Source organism: Parapedobacter flavus, assembly GCF_035818675.1.
GTDB lineage: Bacteria > Bacteroidota > Bacteroidia > Sphingobacteriales > Sphingobacteriaceae > Parapedobacter > Parapedobacter flavus.
In genome coordinates this window covers 1-18,429 of record NZ_JAYKZZ010000034.1, presented here as the reverse complement: position 1 = coordinate 18,429, position 18,429 = coordinate 1, and the positions used below count along the sequence as shown (strand labels likewise).

The 18,429-nt window shown below is 47.2% G+C and carries 22 protein-coding genes; 10 read left to right on the top strand and 12 right to left on the bottom strand.

Annotation, left to right across the window (positions count from 1 at the left end):
* Window positions 1–2: 2 nt before the first annotated feature.
* From U9S71_RS19940 to U9S71_RS19930, 3 genes are all read right to left on the bottom strand, one after another.
* A complete protein-coding gene (locus U9S71_RS19940; RefSeq protein WP_326329599.1) occupies window positions 3–1,010 on the bottom strand; it encodes a phosphoribosyltransferase-like protein in 1,008 nt (335 codons plus the stop codon).
* Entirely contained in the window at window positions 1,007–2,188 is a 1,182-nt protein-coding gene (locus U9S71_RS19935; protein ID WP_326329598.1) for a DNA cytosine methyltransferase, read from the bottom strand. The genes U9S71_RS19940 and U9S71_RS19935 overlap by 4 nt, the downstream gene beginning before the upstream one ends.
* Window positions 2,189–2,328: 140 nt before the next feature.
* Window positions 2,329–2,667 (bottom strand): hypothetical protein, encoded by a 339-nt coding sequence (locus U9S71_RS19930; protein WP_326329597.1) that lies wholly within the window; start codon window positions 2,665–2,667, stop codon window positions 2,329–2,331.
* A 581-nt stretch (window positions 2,668–3,248) separates the two neighbouring features.
* Between U9S71_RS19930 and U9S71_RS19925 the strand changes: the two genes are divergently transcribed.
* The 3 genes from U9S71_RS19925 to U9S71_RS19915 are packed head-to-tail and all read left to right on the top strand — an operon-like array spanning window position 3,249 to window position 8,758.
* Window positions 3,249–4,163: a carboxypeptidase-like regulatory domain-containing protein gene (locus U9S71_RS19925; RefSeq protein WP_326329596.1), complete on the top strand. Its 915-nt coding sequence runs from the start codon at window positions 3,249–3,251 to the stop codon at window positions 4,161–4,163.
* A gap of 8 nt (window positions 4,164–4,171) precedes the next feature.
* Window positions 4,172–7,360, top strand: a complete 3,189-nt coding sequence (locus U9S71_RS19920; protein ID WP_326329595.1) for a SusC/RagA family TonB-linked outer membrane protein — start codon at window positions 4,172–4,174, stop codon at window positions 7,358–7,360.
* A gap of 12 nt (window positions 7,361–7,372) precedes the next feature.
* The gene (locus tag U9S71_RS19915; protein WP_326329593.1) at window positions 7,373–8,758 is read left to right on the top strand and encodes a RagB/SusD family nutrient uptake outer membrane protein; all 1,386 of its coding nucleotides are present in this window, start codon (window positions 7,373–7,375) and stop codon (window positions 8,756–8,758) included.
* 54 nt (window positions 8,759–8,812) lie between these two features.
* Here the strand turns inward: U9S71_RS19915 and U9S71_RS19910 are convergent, their stop codons facing one another.
* Window positions 8,813–9,169, bottom strand: a complete 357-nt coding sequence (locus U9S71_RS19910; RefSeq protein WP_326329592.1) for a hypothetical protein — start codon at window positions 9,167–9,169, stop codon at window positions 8,813–8,815.
* 79 nt (window positions 9,170–9,248) lie between these two features.
* Window positions 9,249–9,872: a MauE/DoxX family redox-associated membrane protein gene (locus U9S71_RS19905; protein ID WP_326329591.1), complete on the bottom strand. Its 624-nt coding sequence runs from the start codon at window positions 9,870–9,872 to the stop codon at window positions 9,249–9,251.
* A 152-nt stretch (window positions 9,873–10,024) separates the two neighbouring features.
* On the opposite strand from U9S71_RS19905, the gene U9S71_RS19900 reads away from it, so the two are divergent.
* The gene (locus U9S71_RS19900) at window positions 10,025–10,234 is read left to right on the top strand and encodes a hypothetical protein (protein WP_326329590.1); all 210 of its coding nucleotides are present in this window, start codon (window positions 10,025–10,027) and stop codon (window positions 10,232–10,234) included.
* Between the two features lie 142 nt (window positions 10,235–10,376).
* Here the strand turns inward: U9S71_RS19900 and U9S71_RS21145 are convergent, their stop codons facing one another.
* The 5 genes from U9S71_RS21145 to U9S71_RS19875 form a co-directional block, all read right to left on the bottom strand.
* Complete coding sequence (locus tag U9S71_RS21145) at window positions 10,377–10,889, bottom strand: RtcB family protein (protein WP_495532343.1); 513 nt, start codon at window positions 10,887–10,889, stop codon at window positions 10,377–10,379.
* Window positions 10,847–11,158, bottom strand: coding sequence for a type II toxin-antitoxin system ParD family antitoxin (locus U9S71_RS19890; protein ID WP_326329589.1), 312 nt, complete (start codon window positions 11,156–11,158; stop codon window positions 10,847–10,849). Before U9S71_RS19890 ends, U9S71_RS21145 begins: the two co-directional genes overlap by 43 nt.
* 137 nt (window positions 11,159–11,295) lie before the next feature.
* The gene (locus U9S71_RS19885) at window positions 11,296–12,240 is read right to left on the bottom strand and encodes a nucleotidyl transferase AbiEii/AbiGii toxin family protein (protein ID WP_326329588.1); all 945 of its coding nucleotides are present in this window, start codon (window positions 12,238–12,240) and stop codon (window positions 11,296–11,298) included.
* A complete protein-coding gene (locus U9S71_RS19880) occupies window positions 12,237–12,962 on the bottom strand; it encodes a DUF6088 family protein (RefSeq protein ID WP_326329587.1) in 726 nt (241 codons plus the stop codon). Before U9S71_RS19880 ends, U9S71_RS19885 begins: the two co-directional genes overlap by 4 nt.
* A gap of 113 nt (window positions 12,963–13,075) precedes the next feature.
* Window positions 13,076–13,660 (bottom strand): Crp/Fnr family transcriptional regulator, encoded by a 585-nt coding sequence (locus U9S71_RS19875; protein WP_326329586.1) that lies wholly within the window; start codon window positions 13,658–13,660, stop codon window positions 13,076–13,078.
* Window positions 13,661–13,953: 293 nt separating this feature from the next.
* Here U9S71_RS19875 and U9S71_RS19870 point away from each other — a divergent pair, with 293 nt between their 5' ends.
* The 5 genes from U9S71_RS19870 (at window position 13,954) to U9S71_RS19850 (ending at window position 17,143) form a co-directional block, all read left to right on the top strand.
* Window positions 13,954–14,100: a hypothetical protein gene (locus U9S71_RS19870; RefSeq protein WP_326329584.1), complete on the top strand. Its 147-nt coding sequence runs from the start codon at window positions 13,954–13,956 to the stop codon at window positions 14,098–14,100.
* A 76-nt stretch (window positions 14,101–14,176) separates the two neighbouring features.
* The gene (locus tag U9S71_RS19865) at window positions 14,177–15,301 is read left to right on the top strand and encodes a hypothetical protein (protein WP_326329583.1); all 1,125 of its coding nucleotides are present in this window, start codon (window positions 14,177–14,179) and stop codon (window positions 15,299–15,301) included.
* Window positions 15,298–16,095 carry a hypothetical protein gene (locus U9S71_RS19860; RefSeq protein WP_326329582.1) on the top strand — a complete coding sequence of 266 codons (798 nt, stop codon included), beginning with the start codon at window positions 15,298–15,300 and terminating at the stop codon, window positions 16,093–16,095. The genes U9S71_RS19865 and U9S71_RS19860 overlap by 4 nt, the downstream gene beginning before the upstream one ends.
* Complete coding sequence (locus U9S71_RS19855) at window positions 16,050–16,415, top strand: sensor histidine kinase (protein ID WP_326329581.1); 366 nt, start codon at window positions 16,050–16,052, stop codon at window positions 16,413–16,415. The genes U9S71_RS19860 and U9S71_RS19855 overlap by 46 nt, the downstream gene beginning before the upstream one ends.
* The gene (locus U9S71_RS19850) at window positions 16,415–17,143 is read left to right on the top strand and encodes a LytR/AlgR family response regulator transcription factor (RefSeq protein ID WP_326329579.1); all 729 of its coding nucleotides are present in this window, start codon (window positions 16,415–16,417) and stop codon (window positions 17,141–17,143) included. The genes U9S71_RS19855 and U9S71_RS19850 overlap by 1 nt, the downstream gene beginning before the upstream one ends.
* 1 nt (window position 17,144) lies before the next feature.
* On the opposite strand, the gene U9S71_RS19845 is transcribed toward U9S71_RS19850, so the two are convergent.
* Window positions 17,145–17,375, bottom strand: coding sequence for a hypothetical protein (locus U9S71_RS19845; RefSeq protein WP_326329577.1), 231 nt, complete (start codon window positions 17,373–17,375; stop codon window positions 17,145–17,147).
* 261 nt (window positions 17,376–17,636) lie between these two features.
* Between U9S71_RS19845 and U9S71_RS19840 the strand changes: the two genes are divergently transcribed.
* The gene (locus U9S71_RS19840; protein ID WP_326329575.1) at window positions 17,637–17,942 is read left to right on the top strand and encodes a hypothetical protein; all 306 of its coding nucleotides are present in this window, start codon (window positions 17,637–17,639) and stop codon (window positions 17,940–17,942) included.
* Between the two features lie 115 nt (window positions 17,943–18,057).
* Here U9S71_RS19840 and U9S71_RS19835 read toward each other — a convergent pair.
* Window positions 18,058–18,429: hypothetical protein (locus U9S71_RS19835; RefSeq protein ID WP_326329574.1), on the bottom strand; the 372-nt coding region annotated here is incomplete at its 5' end.

Below are 18,429 nucleotides of genomic sequence, written 5' to 3'. Positions count from 1 at the left end.
AACTAGTTTCTTGAATGCCTTAAGAAAATTGGGAACCAGCTATTTGATGACCAATGAACCATCGGTAACGTATTATTAGGCGTATTGGTAAACATGACAACCAATCCTCCAGTTTTTCTGAAACCAAAAGGAGAATATGGCTTACCATTATCTAGCTCTGGAATACCACCGCTTACCAGAAGGTATGTTTTTTTCGCTAACTGTCGAAAGGCTACAAACTCTAATGGTTCATCGACCGCTACGGTCTCTTTTACAAAACAACGTTCTGGAAGTTCCATTACGCTTTTATATGTAAGTCTATCATAATTTTCAGCTAAATTATTAAATCGCACAACGCCATCTGGACAGTTGATTAAGGGAAGTAGGAGAACATCTAGATCGAGGTTTTTCTTCATGATAAATTCAACGGTTCCCGCTATTTGACTGCCCGATCCTACGAAGTCTTCTAAAATCACAAGCTTTTTTATATTGTGTTTGGTAATATAAGATTCATATGATTGCCAAAGAGGCTCATTATCTCCTTCTCGCTCTATCCTACGCCATTGGGGACGCCATTCATTCCATCTATTATTGGGGATATTATTTATATGGAAAAATGCATTTATTTGCATACTGTCTGTAATAGGACAAATCCAACAGTCTCTTATCCCTTGGTCAAGCTGTTTTTTTGCGTCGTCAAGGTCATTAAAGTCAATGTTGTCAGTATCAATCAGCCATGAAGCTATCAATTCGTTGTAGGCAACCTTATACAGTGCGGCAAACTCCTTATTGCCAACGTAAAATAGATGTGGCAAGATCTTAAATAAAGTCTTTTTATCATCATCGTCATCAGCATTTAATAACCAATTTTCAAGTCTATCTTGAAAACTCACTGCTTGACCCTGGGTCGGTTGATAATCATGGTAAAGCTCCCTAGCAAAGAAATTGACTTGAGAATTTATATTTCTATAAATGTCACTATCTTCATCTACAGACCATTGATTCACCCAATGCTCAATCGTGCTATTCATAAAAGTTGCTCTTTAACAATGTTGGCCACAATCTCGGATAATGGAGGGGGAACAGCATTTCCAATCATTCGATACTTCTCTTGTAACGAGCCCTCAAAAATGAAGTCATCAGGAAATCCTTGTATTCTTGCCGCCTCTCTTACTGTGAAGCCCCTATTTTCTCGTGGATGCAGAAAAAATATGGGATTACCAAATCTTGTGTCAACGGTCGGGCAAGGTTCATTCATCGCCAACCTTCGATATTTTCCGTTAAATGTCCGCGTCAAATCATAAGTGTCTATTCCCTTTTTTCTGACATACCCTTTTTTTTCCAGTGATTTTAGTTTGCCTTCGACTTCCTCTCCGTGTTCTTGGATGACCAACTCGATATGAACGGGATCTGCGTCTCCAAAATCCCGTATTCTGTTTTTACGCCTTAAATTTCTAAGCGATTCTAAAATTGATTTTTCAGCGGCATTCACTTCGCCAAAAACTTCTGGAATTTCCCATGTAGCGACGGCTCGGTGACCACCCCTAACGTTGCTGAGTTTTTGGGTTTGTTGGATTTTTGCAGCTATTTTTAGTCTTTCATCATCACTACCTATAATGTAGCCTTCATTATTATATTGTGCTTCTACATCATATAAAACATCTCCAAGATTTTTGGGTTGCTTTTTGGATGGCCACGATATTGACTGCACAGCCCCCTTCCACGCAAAAAACAAAACCCGTTTCCGCATTTGAGCCATGCCAATATCTAAGCAGTTGACTTTAATAAACTCCGTTTTAAAGCCATTGGCAATAAATTTTTTGTCGAGTTTTTGCCAATATTCTTTCAAGTTACCGGCGAGTGATCCCATTACGTTTTCTGATATAAACACTTTTGTGTTCAATTCGAGTGCGATTTCACCACCCCGTACTAACAAATTATTCCTAGGATCCGAGTATATCCTATTGCCTGCTGTGGAGAATCCTTGACACGGTGCACCGGAAAAGACTACGTCAACAGACTTATCACCGATATATTCCGAAACGGTTGCAGTAGTTAGATCTACATTATAAACAGGAACTCCTAAATTATTTTTCAATACGGTAAGCGCGGGTCTGTTAATATCAAAACTCCCAATATTATTAAATCCAATGTTATGAAATCCAATGTCTGCTCCCCCACAACCAGAAAAAAGACCGAGGTAGTTCATCGCTTAATTTTATTTATCTTTAATCCTTCGTTCACTTAATCTCTTATTTAGAATAAAACTCATCCTTTTTGGTTGACACAGACCACAATTTACGTTTGATGTACCGTGCTAGTAAGAAATGGTGAGTTTTGGCCGTTCCTTCAGTCTTTCTTTTGTGATGTTTTTGTTTTTTGCTCTTCTATTTTCTTTAAGTTTGTAAGAATTCTTACAATTTCCTGCGCTCTTAATTGATTAGCTATCACTTTCATGATTAATCCTGAATCTACGTTGATGATAAGGGCGATTCTGCTGATTTCGGAAGGTGAAAATTCCCAAGGTTCGAATAATTTTGCGGCATATCTGCTATGATTCATTCCGGCTAATTCTGCAATTCTTGTTGGCTTTTGTTTTTCCAATTGGCTCATTTCTGTAATTAAGCCATTTTCGAATGCAGCTTTTAATAGTATAAATTCATCATGTATTTTGCTCGGAATCTCCATTCAATAAGCGCTTAAAAGTGGGTTTCAAGCTTGAATGTGCATATATCTGCCCAGTATGTAAATAAAAACTTACACATATGTATGTTAAAACAAACATATGTGTAAATATTTTTTTATATTTGTTGCGGGGATTCGATACAATCTCCTTTGAAATATTAGGTGTTAACAAGAGTCTTGCGGCTACACATTCTGACGCCGTAACGCAAGACAGCAGGATATGCCCATGTCTATTCTTGAATATGTATTTTTGCATACCAAGATAGATGTGGGGCTGCTGTAAATCCGCGTTACGTAAGGCGTCAGAAACTTTAGTGTAGCCGCGGTGTGCAGCCCCACATTTATTAGGTTGCTCACTATAATGAGACTCGTTACTAACCATAACGAGTAGTGAAACTGAAGAGAAGAACCGGCGAATGTAGACCCGTCCAGCCTATTAAGGACAGAGGGGATGAGGGTCATTTAACATCCAAGGCGTGTATAGTTTCTACGAAGAATACTCATAAAAATATCTTTAAAAGTCCCGTTTGATTTGAGGTAGGAACCTGAATTATTCCATTTTCTTACACCCAAATCAAACTTAAATGAAGAGAAAATATTGTATAGGGGAGAGGTATACCCTTTCCAAACATAAACTTAGCCAATTCAAAATACGATATATCAGCCTGTTGGCTGTATTAACGAGCATGTGTTTGTATGCCCAAGCGCAGCGCCCTGATTATTCAGGGCCTGCCGATGGGCGATTGCAGAAAATATCCGGACGAGTAAGATCCGCAGAATCTGGTATATACCTGCAAGGGGCGTTTGTGCGAATAAAAGGGGGGCAACTGACCACTGAAACAGATTCGAAGGGTAACTTCGCGCTTACCACTTCAGTCAGTTCTGGTATGCTGATTGTCTCTTATTTTGGATATATCCAGCAAGAGATTCCGTTTTCTATAGAAACCGAATGGCCGTTGAGTATTACCGTTCAACTGGATATGACCAGGGTAACGCCGCTCACCGTGGGCGACACGGTGCCCGAATCATTGTGGAACCTGCCATTACACATACTTCATAACGGGGTAATGGAGAGTCCGTTTCAGTTGAAGAGCCTTAAAAACAAGAAACTCGTTGTGCTTGATTTCTGGGCAGGCTGGTGTGCGCCTTGTGTCGAATCGGTGGATGAGTGGCATAAAGTAGCTTTAAGGGGCTTGGACGGTCTGGAAATTGTGACGGTCCACATGGATTACGATTATAAAGCCAAGCCATTTATTGCCCGCAGAGGGTGGAACTTGCCGACCATATACGGTGCGGGATATGACATCCTAAATCGTCATTTTTTTGATCGGTACCAAGTAGGGGGCATTGTTTGGATAATGGACGGAAAAGTGGAAGCCATCTATTACGGGAAGCCCGAAAACCTAGGGCTAATTGACCAATTATTGAGGGGAGAAGATGTGGAAGTCGTATCGACGGCCCAGAACACCTACACCAAAGAAGAAAGGGGGGTGAAATGATAAGCCGAATGATTTTAATTGTGCTGACGGTATTTTTAGGGCCCTCTGTGTCGGCACAGACAGGTCTCCGTATGGTGGTTTACCGTGCAGACGATGGAAAGTTGTTGGACGATGCATCGATAACGATGGTGTCTTCTGGCAAGGTATTTTCCGCAGATGAAACTGGAATGTTCAACGTGCCCGTTGGCAATATGGATACGGCGGTGGTGAGCCACGTAGGTTATGTGACGCAACGACTAGCGGTCGACCGTTCGCGGACAACAGTGCTGAAAGTTTACTTGGCTATGGCGTCAACTGCGTTGGATGAAGTGGTAGTAAATACGGGTTATTACCATATACCAAAAGAGCGTGCCACCGGTTCGTTTGTGCACATCGATAATAAAATGATTAATCGTACGATCGGACGGAACATTCTCGAGCGGCTGGAGAGTGTAGCGCCAGGTGTTCAATTTACTAACCCGGGCGGTACACCGGCAGCCGATATCCGTATACGTGGGTTGGCAACCATTGAATCGGACGAAACGCCGTTGATTGTGTTGGACAACTTTCCGTACGAGGGTAGTTTAGATAACATCGATCCGAATGACATCGAAAGTATTACGGTGCTGAAGGATGCGGCGGCGGCCTCCATTTGGGGCGCAAAAGCCGGCAACGGGGTCATTGTTATTACCACAAAACGGCTGACTAAAAAAGGAAGGACTCAAATTTCGCTTAACGCGAATATGAATATGAGCGATAAACCGGATTTGTTCTACGCCAAGGACTGGTTGCCCAGTTCGATCGTCATGGATTTTGAAAAGGAGCGTTACGACCTGGGGCAATTTGCGTTCGGTCCCCGGAACGTAAATCCGTTGTTCGTCGAACGCCTGAAACAGTACGACGATGGCCTGATCAGCAGTGCAGATTGGACCCGCATTGAAGCCGATATGCGTCGTACTGATACGCGGGCCGAAGCCCAAAGACATCTTTATAGGCGCAACGCATTCCAACAGTATGCCATAAACGTTGCTGGGGGAAGCGATAAGTATAGGTATCACATTACAGGCGGATATCATCGTACATTGGAAGAATTGGTGGGAAACGATAGCCGCAGGATCAATATCGGAACCCGACAACGTTTTGTACCCCATGAACGGGTTGATATCAGCTTGGGTGTCGCATATCTCAGCCACACCGCGAATAATAATGGCATTTCGTATAGGGATTTGGCAATTCCCTATGAAGGGATTTCTCCTTACCTGAAGTTGCGCGGTGAAGATGGGCGGGCGTTACCGGTAGTGAAGGATATCAGTTATCGGTATGCGCTTGATGCTGCTTCCCATGGCTTACTCGATTGGACGTACCGACCATTGGATGAACTGGCACTGTCCAACCGAACCGAATCCGGTAACGAGCTGCGACTCAACGCCGATATCTCCGTTGGGGTTTCGACGGCGCTATCTGCACGCGTGAGCTACCAATATACGCGGGGGAACTCAAGCTCGGAAACGATATACGATAAGGATAGTTACTATGCCCGTAATCTGGTGAATCGATATACACAGTCCGACGGTTCCCGGGTCTTACCCTATGCCGGTGTGTACCAACGGGGAACACCGTCTGCACAGAATGCCCATTTCGGTAGGGCACAGCTGAATTTCGATCGACAGATCGACGATAACCACCAGATCCATGCCTTAGCCGGAGCGGAAGTGAGGCAAAGTATAACGGAGGTCTTCCCGGCATCTGTTCTGTACAACTACAATAGCGAATATCAGACCGGCAGCAGCCAATATAATTTCAATACGTTTTATCCAACTTTACCAGGAGATGGTCGAGCCCTACGTATACCCGATGCATCTTATATTCACGGGTTGGCTACCAGCAGGGATCTATCTTATTTTAGCAATGCAAGCTATGCTTATAAAAGCCGATACACATTCAGCGCGAGCGTACGGTGGGATGGCTCAAATTTGTTTGGTGTCAAGGCGAATCAGAAAGGGGTGCCACTGTGGTCGGTCGGAGCGGGTTGGAAAGTGAGCGATGAACCATTTTACGGCCAAAGTAGCTGGTTTCCATACCTTAGAATACGTGCTACCTACGGGGTGTCTGGAAACGTAAATAAGTCCGTTACTCATTACCCGACCATCCGTCACACGACCGCTGCTGTTACGGGATTACCCACCGCATATCTATTGAGCGTTGGCAACCCCGCACTTAAATGGGAGGAGGTCATGACGTCAAACGTTGGGCTGGATTGGCGAATGCTAAATGGCCGAATCTCTGGAACAATAGAATTATACAAAAAAAAGGGAGAAGACTTGATAGGTGACGATGTTATGGACCCAACGACCGGCATTAAAGGGGCTTATAAGATAAACTATGCGAATATTGAGACGCGCGGCGCAGATATCCAACTCACCAGCCAGAATATCAAAGGCCGTTTTACGTGGAATACCACGCTGTTTTCGAGCTGGGTAAAGAATAAGGTTACAAATTTTAATACGAATGAAAGGGCTACTTATGCCGATTATTTGACTACGACGCCCCCACCAGTTGTCGGCGTGTCCCGGGATGCAATATACGCCATCCCATGGCATGGATTGTCCCACGAAACGGGGTTACCTATTATCTATATGGAGGGGGAAGAATCAACAACGTACAGTTACTATACCAGCCGGTACCTTACGCCAGACAGGCTCGTTGATTCCGGTGTACGGGTGCCGTTAGTCTACGGTTCCGTTCGGAATACGTTGGCGTGGCAAGGAATTGAACTCGATGTGATGATAGCCGGCAGATTCGGCCATCTGTTCAGACGCTCGTCGATGTCTCCTGTTGGAGAAATGGAGGGTATGTACCATCAGGATTACTACGATCGGTGGAAAAACCCGGGAGATGAACAGTTTACCAATGTGCCCGCCGGGATACCCTTTGGAGAGCGTACCACCGATCATAGTGCCGCTGGTTCGATATATCGGCGGTCAGAAACCCTCCTAACCAAAGGAGATGTAATCCGACTTCGGGATATCCGGATATCATATGCGCTTCCAAAGGGTTTACTGGATAAAATAGCGTTAAGTAATGTCGTGTTTTCTGCATATATGAAAAACGTGGGCATCATATGGACGGCAAACAGGCACGGGATAGATCCGGATTTTCCCAGCTCCACACACCCAGCACCTCGATCATACGCATTCGGCGTGCAACTTAATTTTTAAACCCATAAAAATATGAAAACACGTATTATAATCGTTTTGGCACTCTGCGCTTTTTTACAAGCGTGTGGCGAGGAATTTCTGAACGTCAGGGCCGATATCGCCACCACGATCCCCACAAGTATTCAGGATTACCAAGCTTTACTCGATCAGGGTATTATGATCAGTAATTCATCCCGGTTGTTTGCACTGGCTGGAGGGGAGGAATTCACCGTTTCGAGTGGAATTTGGCACGGTTTGCCCGTTGTGGCTAATCTGAGGCAATTTAAGAACGCATACATTTGGGCTGACGAAATATATCTGGGAGATCAGGGGATGGATTGGAACAATGCCTACCAGCGTATACTCCAAGCTAATTTGGTGCTTGATGGAATCTCAAATTTAAGCCCCAAAAACGAGCCGGAAACCAACTTGTTGAACAATGTGAAAGGCTCCGCACTATTTTATAGAGCGTTAAATTTTTACCAGTTGAGTCAATTGTTTTGCAAGCCATATGATGGACGCTCCGCCGAGCAAGATTTGGGCTTGCCGTTGCGCTTGGAAGCCGATGTGACGCTCACGAGTCGGCGAGCTACATTGCGGCAAACGTATGATCGGATACTGACCGATTTACTTGAAGCTGAACGGTTGCTGCCGGATTTTCCGAGCGTTAAAACTCGTCCCTCGCGTGTTGCAACCCTCGCGCTATTGGCTCGGGTATCATTGGTTATGGGTGATTTTTCTAAGGGATCGGATTATGCTAAACGTGCCTTGGCACTCAATAACGTACTTATTGACTACAATTCGTTGCAGCTAGATAAACCGTACCCGTTTCCGACAGGTTACGGGCAATCCAATGAGGAAGTGCTGTTTTTTTCGTACGCACCCACCGTTCCATTGATGGCGAATTCAGTTTTGGAAGTAAATCAGGAACTGTTAGACATATACGAGGATGATGATTTGAGGAAAATGCTTTTTTATGGAAATGGAAGTTCAGGCAATGTGTTTTTCAGAGGGTCGTATTACGGCTCTTCTCTTTTTTTCGTTGGGTTGTCTACATCAGAAGTGGTCCTCATAAAAACGGAATGCGATATAAGAATGGGATTATTGGATGAGGCTAGGGAACTGTTAGACGTTTTACGTGGTAAACGGTATAAACTGGGCAAGTTGACTAACACGCCAGAGATAGATGCGGCTGGTTTGTTACGATTTGTGCTTGATGAACGTAGACGGGAATTGGCCTTTCGGGGATTAAGATGGGATGATTTGAGAAGACTGAACAGCGATCCAGAACTGTCACACACCATTTCCCGAGAGATAGACGGTGTAAACTACGAGTTAAAACCAAAAGACACGAAATATACGTGGCCCATTCCCGACGACGTCATTCAATTATCAGGGATGGAGCAGAATAAAAGATAGTGATAAAAATGGCAGCTCTGATGAAGGAGCTGCCATTTATTGAATAGAATGAGGCTATTGCCGTCGCGCATAGCCATCGTTATTACCGCCGGAGGCTGGATCAACTTGTGCCTGATTGATCGCGTTTGTTGCCTCTTCCACCGTCATGCCCTCAGGAGTCGAACCCGTAAATTGTGTCAAATCGAGTAGGACTGCACACGTATCCGTAAACTTGGCCGGGTCACAGCTGCCACTTGGTGTGCCAATAGCATCAGTAATCAGCAAGTTTGAAGGAATAGGTGGATCGGTCTGTTCAATTTTTTCCACTTCATACCACTCCGAATTTAGCTTGGGCTCGGTGGCTTTGAAGGCGACCGACCCGATAGCAACTGCAGCTGCTGCAATTGCCATAAAATAATTTGTTGTCTTCATAATTATTGTCTTTGAGCGGCACACCTGTTTTTCCTGCGGTATGCATACAGGGATCCGTTAGCGATGGAGGTGGCCTGCTTCAGGCATCCTGCACCTTTGGTTTATTCCGCACGGCCCTACGCCGGAACACCGCAAACTTGCGCGGAAAACGCATGGCGTGCAGCCATAGGCCGCCCACGAGTCGGCGGACACCAACCACCCGACGGGTAAAAAACAGGCGCAACGACTTTCGGTACGGCAAGTGCCGATCGGTACGGGTGCGCGTAAACCAAATGCCGATAAGGGAAAGGAGCAGAAAGACGGCATTGAACCATAGATGGTCCTCCCAGCTTAAGCCGCTGATAACCGATCCGCAACCGCATGGGCGCTTTGCGTACCAGCCCAATACGCCAAAGAGGATGAAGAGCGTGAAGCCGAGCATCAGCACGGCCGAAAGCCACATCCCCTGGTGGATGCGTCGCCGGTTATTCCGCCAGGCGATCAGTGCCGCCGCCAACAGTTCCAGCAGCGGCAGCAGCCAGAACAGGATGCCCGCCCACCAATCGGGGATCGGCTGCCGCAGCAGCGTGCTGTGGAATCCGTGCAGATCCCACAGCTTATCCACTGCTACCGGAACCCAGAGACCAACCAGCAGTAACCGGATAATGAAAATCGAACCTTTTGTGATGGGTCTTTTTGCGATATGTTTTCTAGTGAACTCCATATCACAAAGGTCTGTCAAACCGAAGAGGTACACCTGCGCCTGGAGGCGCAAGTTTAGGGTCGTGCAGGAGCAACGACCCATGAGCAGTAACTACGGTACAAGATTCGAGTAGCGTTTTGTGTGGATTAACGTTTATTTGCTAAATTTGTGAAATGGAAAAATTAACGATTAATGTTCCGAACAGTAAAAGTTCATTGGTCAAGCAATTATTAAATAGCTTGGGGGTGATTATTCAAAAGGAAGAAAAGGCTAGCGCTTCCGCTTACAAAAAGAAATTGATTAAAGTGTCCACTTGGTCTGATGATGACGTCGCAACCTTAGAATTGGGAAAGAGGGCAACTTCCAATAGCTACCTTGAATAAGAAACATTTCGACCGAATCCCTGAATTGCAAATTGCAAAAATCTAACTTCTTTTACAACATTCTGTTCACCCGCGTAATCGCCCGCCGCGATATATTCAGGTAATCTTAATTTTGTTTATACCTAGACAACCGCGGAGTTGATCAACGCGGCTTCGCCCTTTCCGCGAACGAGGAAGCCCGGCGCGCCATCCGGCAGCCAATATCCACGCCCACACCGTAGGGGATGACCGCATTATTCGTTGCCAGCACGCCGCCGATGGGCAGGCCATAGCCTTGGTGCGCATCGGGCATCAGCGCGCCCGCTACCGTAACGGGCAGTTGCATAGCCACGTCCATCTGGGTGCGCGCCCCGGCTTCGATGTGCGATTCACCGTAGATGGCATAGTCGGCAGCGGCATCCCGCAGGGGGATGTAGGCGTCTTCGGGCTTGCGGGCCTCCTCGATGAGGGCCTTGGCCAGCTTGCCGTACACGGCGTGGGTCACAAAAGCGTCCGGCCTGGCCAGCACGTCAGCAAGTTGCGCAAGCAGGAGTTCATTGCCGAGGTGCGCATGTTTCTTAGCGGTACGTAGGGCCAAGCCGAAGGCGCGACCGGGGGTGTAACCCAAGGCCATCAGCGCTTCGCTGTTGACGCGGTGATTTGTCGGTGTTTCCATCTTCTTTTGGCCGTAAAAACCTTGCCAAAGGGGCGTTTCACATCCATACGTTGATGAAGGATGCGAATGATTTCTGGGTTTAAAAAACCGCTTTCCTCGCCTTTTTTCAATTCGGATACGAGGAGTTGCTTTTTATCTTCTTCTTCTTCAAGTAATCGCAACGCAGTCCTGACGACCTCACTGGCCGAACTATATTTACCCGACGATACCCGGTCGGTGATGAACCCCTCGAAATGACTACCCAGTAATACAGACGTATTCTTTCCCATGGCTTGATAAATAAATTTCTTTAACAAAAGAACCAAAAGTTGGTATAAGGAAGAAATTATTGATTCGACAACATCTTTTATAAAAACGCGCTGGCGTGGTATAGCACTCCTGTTCGTCTTTGATGGACGAGTGCATCTCATTGAATTCTTGACATTAATTTTTCAACGTATTCAGCTACGTTGTTTTCGTCCGGAATCGGTCTGTATGCGAATGCAGAAAGCTCATTTCGGTATTTCTCTTTTAGTTGATTCCAAATGTTCGGAAAATCATTAATTAAAGGAGATTCAGAGATGGGCTTGACTTGCCACCCTACAGGTTCTTCAAACAGTTCTCTGTCGTGATTCAATATCGCGTGAAACCGCTCCTTGAAAGAACTCGATACAATAAAATTGGCACAATCGTGGTCATTCATCAAATAATACAAATCATAAAAGTGCCTAATCTTTTCGGAGATACTATCAGCAGGATGCTCGGCAAAAGAGAACCTAATCAAAGCAACCATTTTTTCCAAAAGCGTTTGTTCTTTGTTTAATACATTTACTTCGAATGGTTGTAGATGATAATCATCTATGTATGTTTCGTTTTTCGTTTGCAACAAAAACGCGGACACCATGCTTTGAACACGTTGTCGTTGAAAGGGGAATGGGTTGGCGAACGAGTTTATTTCTACCATCACCTTGTTATTTGCATTGCCAGTTTCAATTGCTGCATACTCAAAAACCGATTTCCTGAATCTCGAACCTTTACTGGTTACACCATCTGTTTGTACCTCAGTTAAATCAGTCGTAATATCCTTTTCTAGCGTTCTGATGATGGTTTTTATCTTGTTGCCGGATTTCCCGGTGTCGTTTATGATAGCGATGTCAACATCTTCAGAAAACCGGTCAATCAGATCGTAAGCTTTTGATAGTGAAGTTCCACCTTTGAAAACGGCCTGTTCCATAAACTTACTTTCCGACAAACGACTAAGTATTAATGTAATCCAGTAATCTTTTTCAACAAATTCAAGTCGGATGTTTAAGTGCTGTGACGCGGCCCTCAGTGTATCTGAAAACAGTTTTATATGGTGGTGCAATTTCATACGATATTCCAGTTTTCTGTAGTAGACAAAGCTTGGGCAGCCCCAGTCAATTTATATGTAGTAATGGGGTTTAATGACTTATATAAAGGCTCCGCTGCTGTGCCTTGGTGTAATTCTTCTAAAATTGAACCTAATAATGCCCTAGTAGCAGGGGGATATTTTTGGGCTAAGCGAACCAAGGTGCTGACTTCTTTTTCGGTGTAGTTCTTGATGATAGCCAGAAAGCGTCTACACGAAGATTCCACACTGGCATCGGGAACTCTTTTGATATATCGAATGGCATCCAGTAGCTGTAAGAATGGGATATTCTCTTTGCTTATCGTGTTCTTTTGCTTAACAAAAGAAATGGTATAACGTCCTCTTTTGAGTTTTGGGCGAACTTGGTTTTTACCAATTTGGATGATATTACTCACCTGTGTCGTTAAACCCAGTTGGTTATAAATGCTGTAACCCGTAAGGTAACCTGTTGTTTTTCCTTTCTCTTCCAGTAAATCTTTTACAAGCTGTGCTTGATTGGGTTCAAGCGTGCCAAAGGGCGTGTTTTCTGGCTTGTAGTATTTCCCTTTGGATAATTTGACAATCTTTCCTGAAGCTGCCATGCGATTTAGCGCTTTTATGATCGCTTCTTTTTTATTCACCTCAATAATAAAATCAGCATAGGTGAATACATACCCTCTGGGTAACCTGTCTATTGTAAGTGTTATGTAATCAGCTATTTTCATAAAATTCATGAAATGCAAATATAATATTTTTGTCCAGTTTATTAGTTAAAAAACTGGACATTCCGAAAATCGGACAAGTAGACCTCATTTAGCGATTGCATGATGGGTAGGTATCAAAGCCCACCCATAGCCCGCGTAATCGTACGCCGCGAGATATTCAGGTAATCCGCCTGCTCCTGCTGGGAGGTGAGGAGCCGGATGGGTTTCATGTAGCTATCCGCCACAAATTCGCGGTAGCGCTCCTGTTCGTCCTTGATCAGCATCAAGCGGTTCTTGGCGCGATACTGTTTCAGTTTCTTATGTTCCAACACATCCGAAAGCACATCTGCTTCGAGACATGCTTCTTTATACGCCTTCAATGCATCGGCACGGACACGGATAACCGTACTGCTGCGCATTGCGATTACGAAGTAATTAACCGGTCTGGAGGTGTATAGGTTGTGCGTAGTCAACGCACTGTCGGTAGGTGCGAGGAAGCGATCGATCCGACGATTGCCCCATTCGTCCCACCATAGCGTGCCCAGCAGTCCCCCGCAGACAAAATAGAGGTAATCACGACGGTATCCGTCGTCATCCGGTTCGAAGAGGTGTTGGCCACGCTTCACCGAAAACAGGATGGCGTGGGTGGCTAGCCAGTCCGCGTGCGAGACATCTAATCTACAGTAATGAGTCCAGAAGCTTAGTAAGTCGTTATCCATGGTCAATAGTGGTTGCCGGGTCGAAACTAATCAACAGCGCTAACCGAACCAACGCTCGTGTGACGAACGACATGTATAGGGGATGAACAGCACGATTTACAGCTTATCCCATAAATCTGCCGATGATGGGGGGCCTTGGGTTGTGTATCCCTACCGCTTCGGGGTGTCGTTTCGCCTTCCTATCCTTGCATCGTGATCATCGAAATAACCTGCGGCCGCAGGTACGGGGAGGGTGCCCGAAGCCCCGGTGAAACGAATGCGGGTAATGGTTTAACACTTGAAATGAAAACGATATGAAAGCGATGAATTTCAATGCAAGAAAGCTATCCAACGGAAGCACGATCCTCGAGAACAGGATGCCGCTGCAAGCCATGTTGGGATGGCTGAGTGCTGGCGACGATCCACCGAAGGAAGAAAAGTGCGATTTCGATCCGTTGTAGCATGCTGAGCGCAGGGAGCCAATCCGGCTCCCGCGCTTTTTTTAACCCCATTTATAAACACCATATAATTGATGTCATGATGAAAACACCTGAAGAATTACTGGAGGAACGTACCGGTATCGTTCGTACCTATCAACAGTTTACCTTGTCGGGCGCCTCCGAGACAATGGAAAGGCAGTTTGCTTTTTTCGATGCCAACCTGTCCAATTGCTTTCCCCATGTAAACCGCACGGACTACCCCGATATTTTCATGCAGATGCAGCTGAACCGACGATTGAGTTTCCACGATATCGAATTGATGCGCTTTCCGGAACTTATCCGGGTATCCGGATGGGATGAGGACTGGGCAGCGGCACTTCGCCATGAACCGGCCATCGTGTGTACATACCATACGGGATCGTACCGGCTCATCAACGTTTTGCTGGCCCGGGCGGGCGTGCCATTCAGTATAGTGGTTTCCGGCCAGGCACTACAGCACGAGCGGCAGGAACTGGACCGTTTGTATGCCGATGTGATGGCGCAGACGGGGCGAGCCCTCGACATGCAACTCATCGATGCCGAACAGCCGAGTGCGCTCTTGCAGATGGCGCGCGCTATAAAATCGGGCCGGTCCCTGCTGGTGTATGTGGATGGCAATACCGGTACGACCGCAAGAGGAAGCGATAACCGAAACCTGTTGGGAATCGATTTCGGCCACCGGCGCCTATGGGTGCGCGTAGGGCTCGCTTCGCTGGCGCACAGATTGGCGATACCCATCTACCCGGTGCGTTGCCAGCGTGCCGGGATGGGAATGGCAGACAACCGGGATGTGCTGTTCGAACACCTGCCCGCCATCGCGCCGGCCGGGCCATCCGCCCACCGGTTTGCCGGCGAGGCCACGGATTGCCTGTACCGATACCTTGCTGCATTTGTGGAAAATAACCCCGCCCAATGGGAGGGATGGCTCACGCTGCACAACAAACTGGCCGATGTAGGGACTGCCGCACCCCTCACGGCTTTGGAGCCCCTCGGCCGTTGGGCCGTTTATCGTCATAAACGCTACCATTTTATGCTCCATAAGCCCTCTTATACTCATTATCTGTTGAGCCAAAGACAGTACGACCTGCTAAAAATGAAATTGGTAGGCGATAACTGGTCGGAAGTCGAAGAAAATTTCGATATTCACGGCTCCCAAAACCATAAAATGGTGTGCCCGGCGTGAATATTTTATTCACCAAGGGCCCCATCTTGCAATTGAAACTGAAGAATCGACAGATGAAAAGTGAGAAATGGTATACCAAAACGCTGTTAGATATTCCTATATGGGTATTACTGTTAGCTGCGCTGATTTATATAGGCGGCACCTACTTCAAAAACCTGCTGGATTACGGCGAAGTGGATTTCCTGGCGATATTTTACGTTTCCCTCGGTATCATGCTCGTTTGCTTGCTTACCGCAGCTGCAACCCGGCTTTGTTTCCATGCGCGGCATCGATGGAAAGGTATCGTGGTGTTGCTAGGCACGGTGGGTGGCTTTCCGCTACTGGCTTTGGCGGTGGTGGATGTGGTGCTCCCGCTGTTCGGAATCGAACTGCAGAAGGCACATGTGCCCTTTAATTGGGCCGAATTTATGGCCAAGACATTCGATGCTTTTTTTACGGTCATCATGGTTACCGCGGTTTACGTCTTATACTATGGCAAACTGTTGAGCGATCGCCGCAAGCACGAATTGAAACAAGCAGCAACAAACAGCGAAAAGGAACTGCTGGAGGTTAAAAACAACCTGTTGTTGAGTGCTGGGCAATCGCACTACGCCAAATATGTGATGAATGATGTGGTGACAAGGCCGGCGATCATTATACGGCGGCGCAGGTGGCCCATATTGCTAAAACCTTTGACTACGTGGCGGAAGCCACCCAAGACGGTAAGCCCATCGTGTCCATTCACCGTGCACTGGTTTATTTTAATGAGGTGGTCAACGCGATCCGGCTGCGGAACGGTGCCGATGATCGGGTAGTTGTTGTGCAAATGGAAGGTGAACCGACCATGCAGGAAATCGGCGCGCTTACGCTGACTACCTTGCTTGAAAATAGCGACACCCACGGCTGGGTGGATGCCGAGCGCCCGATAAGGGTTGGGTTTGTTTTTGAGCGGGGCACAATGCAGTTTACGTGTACCAACGCCAAGTACCCGTACCCACGCCAGGTAAAAAGTACGGGAAAAGGGCTTGGCTTGGTGGCGCAGGAACTTGCGCTCCTCCATAGGCACGAGGTAAAATTAGACGTGCACGAAAGTGAAGAAAGTTACACTGTTTCATTAAAAATAACGTATTCGTAATGGATCCCATCATCTACTTTGTCATCATGGAAGACGACATCAACGTCCATGAGCTTTTGTTGAAATACATGGAGCAATTCCCCAATTTTGAATGTAAAGGATGCTTCGAAACCGCCGGAGATACGCGCGACTTCCTGCTGGATAACCCCGTACACTTACTATTAGCAGATATCCAGCTGCCCGACATGAACGGTATGGATATGATTGAATCGCTACCCAATAAACCATTGGTGGTTTTTATGACCGGCCATAATTCCAAGAAAAAGGCAACCAAAGGCTATGTGCTGGATGCTGTACACTACTTAACTAAACCGTTTACATTCAATAGTTTTGAAGAAGCGATAAACCGGGTGGTCGATCGCGTGAATGGTAAACCTGATGTCGACAAATCCTTGGGGCATCATGAGATGTTCGGAAGCCTTGGCGCGAAATCGAGGATCATGTTCGGCGATATCCTGTACATTGTGGCAGACGGTAATAATGTGGTTTTCCACTTGGTAAACCAAGTGGAAGTGACGGTGCGGGAAACACTTAAAGACGTGCTGGACAAGCTGCCAAAGGCTCATTTTGTGCAGGTGCATCGAAGCTATGTTATTTCGACCTGGCACGTGTTCAAGCCGCGCGCCAAGGAGGTTAGGCTTTATTGTACAGACCAGGTGATCCCCGTGGGCCGCCAATACCGGAATGCGCTGCGCCGGTACTTCCCGGACAACCCCTCAACGAAATAGATTAAGCCCGAAGGGTATGCAAGATGCGTCTCGCATGCAGGAAATCCGTGAGCTCACGGAAAAGATCGGGGCCCAAGTAACGTGTTTTGGACGCTTCAGCGGCGCCCAGCCGGCAGATGTCCTGTAGCGTGTGGAATCCGCACGCCCGGCAGCTCGCGCGGAAATTTCTGCTCAGCTCCGGGATGGAGTCGATGGGTACGTTTAAGATATCGGTCGGTAACGGGATGGTCATGGCTTAAAACAGCTGCGGGCAACCAAACTCCCGTTACCAGCCGTTACCACACGGCCTACGCAAAGAATCTGGCGCCCGCATGACCGGGCGTCCAGCAGATTCTTCCTCGCGTAGTTTGAAATGTGGTAATATTTGGTAACGAGAAAAATAGCTGTCGCTATTATGATATGTTAATTTACTATTTGCTCAAATAACTATTTATTAAATGAAAGTATGCTATCGTTAATCGACGATAAAGATACGAATTATTTACATTGACCTATGGAAAATCATCTCATGCAGGACCTCATCGACCTGCAGGCAAGACAACTTGCCGCACAGGAAACCATGAACGCACACCTCTCGTTGATTGCCGCCAACACGAAACCATTGGCCACGTCGCCGTTGTTCATCCGGCGCAAGATTTTTAGACAGGAAGCTGTAGAGCTGCTCGGCATCAGCGACCGCACTTACGACCGCCGGAAAGCGGAAGGGAAGCTGAAGCCGCGTGGCATGGGTCACGATTTCTTCTACCCCGAAGACCTAGAGGAGGCCATCGCCGAAAGCCGGCGCATGGGGCGGGTGTAATGGGATACGACCCCACACGACCGTCGGCGGCGTAGTACATCTTGGCGGCAGCGTAGCACGTCATCTCGGCGGCGTAAGGGCTCGGCACGGCTGCGTAGGGGCCCGGCACACTGGGCTACCCCCAGAACCTGGCTGCGTAGTACGGGGCTGCGCTCACGTAGCCCGGGGATGCCGTAAGTTCATACGGGGCGGCGGCGCCGTAGTCCGTGGCCGCGGCAGCGTACCCCCTGGGCGCCTTATCGTAGCACGTAGTGGCGGCAAGTTCATACGTGGCGGCGGCATCGTAACCCCTCGCCACGCCGTCGTAGTCCGAGGCTGCGGCAGCGTACCCCCGGGGCGCCTTATCGTAGCACGGAGTGGCGGCAAGTTCATACGTGGCGGCGGCATCGTAACCCCTCGCCACGCCGTCGTAGTCCGTGGCTGCGGCAGCGTAACCCTCCGCTGCCTTATCGTAGTCCCTCGATGCCGTAAAGAAATACGTGGAAGC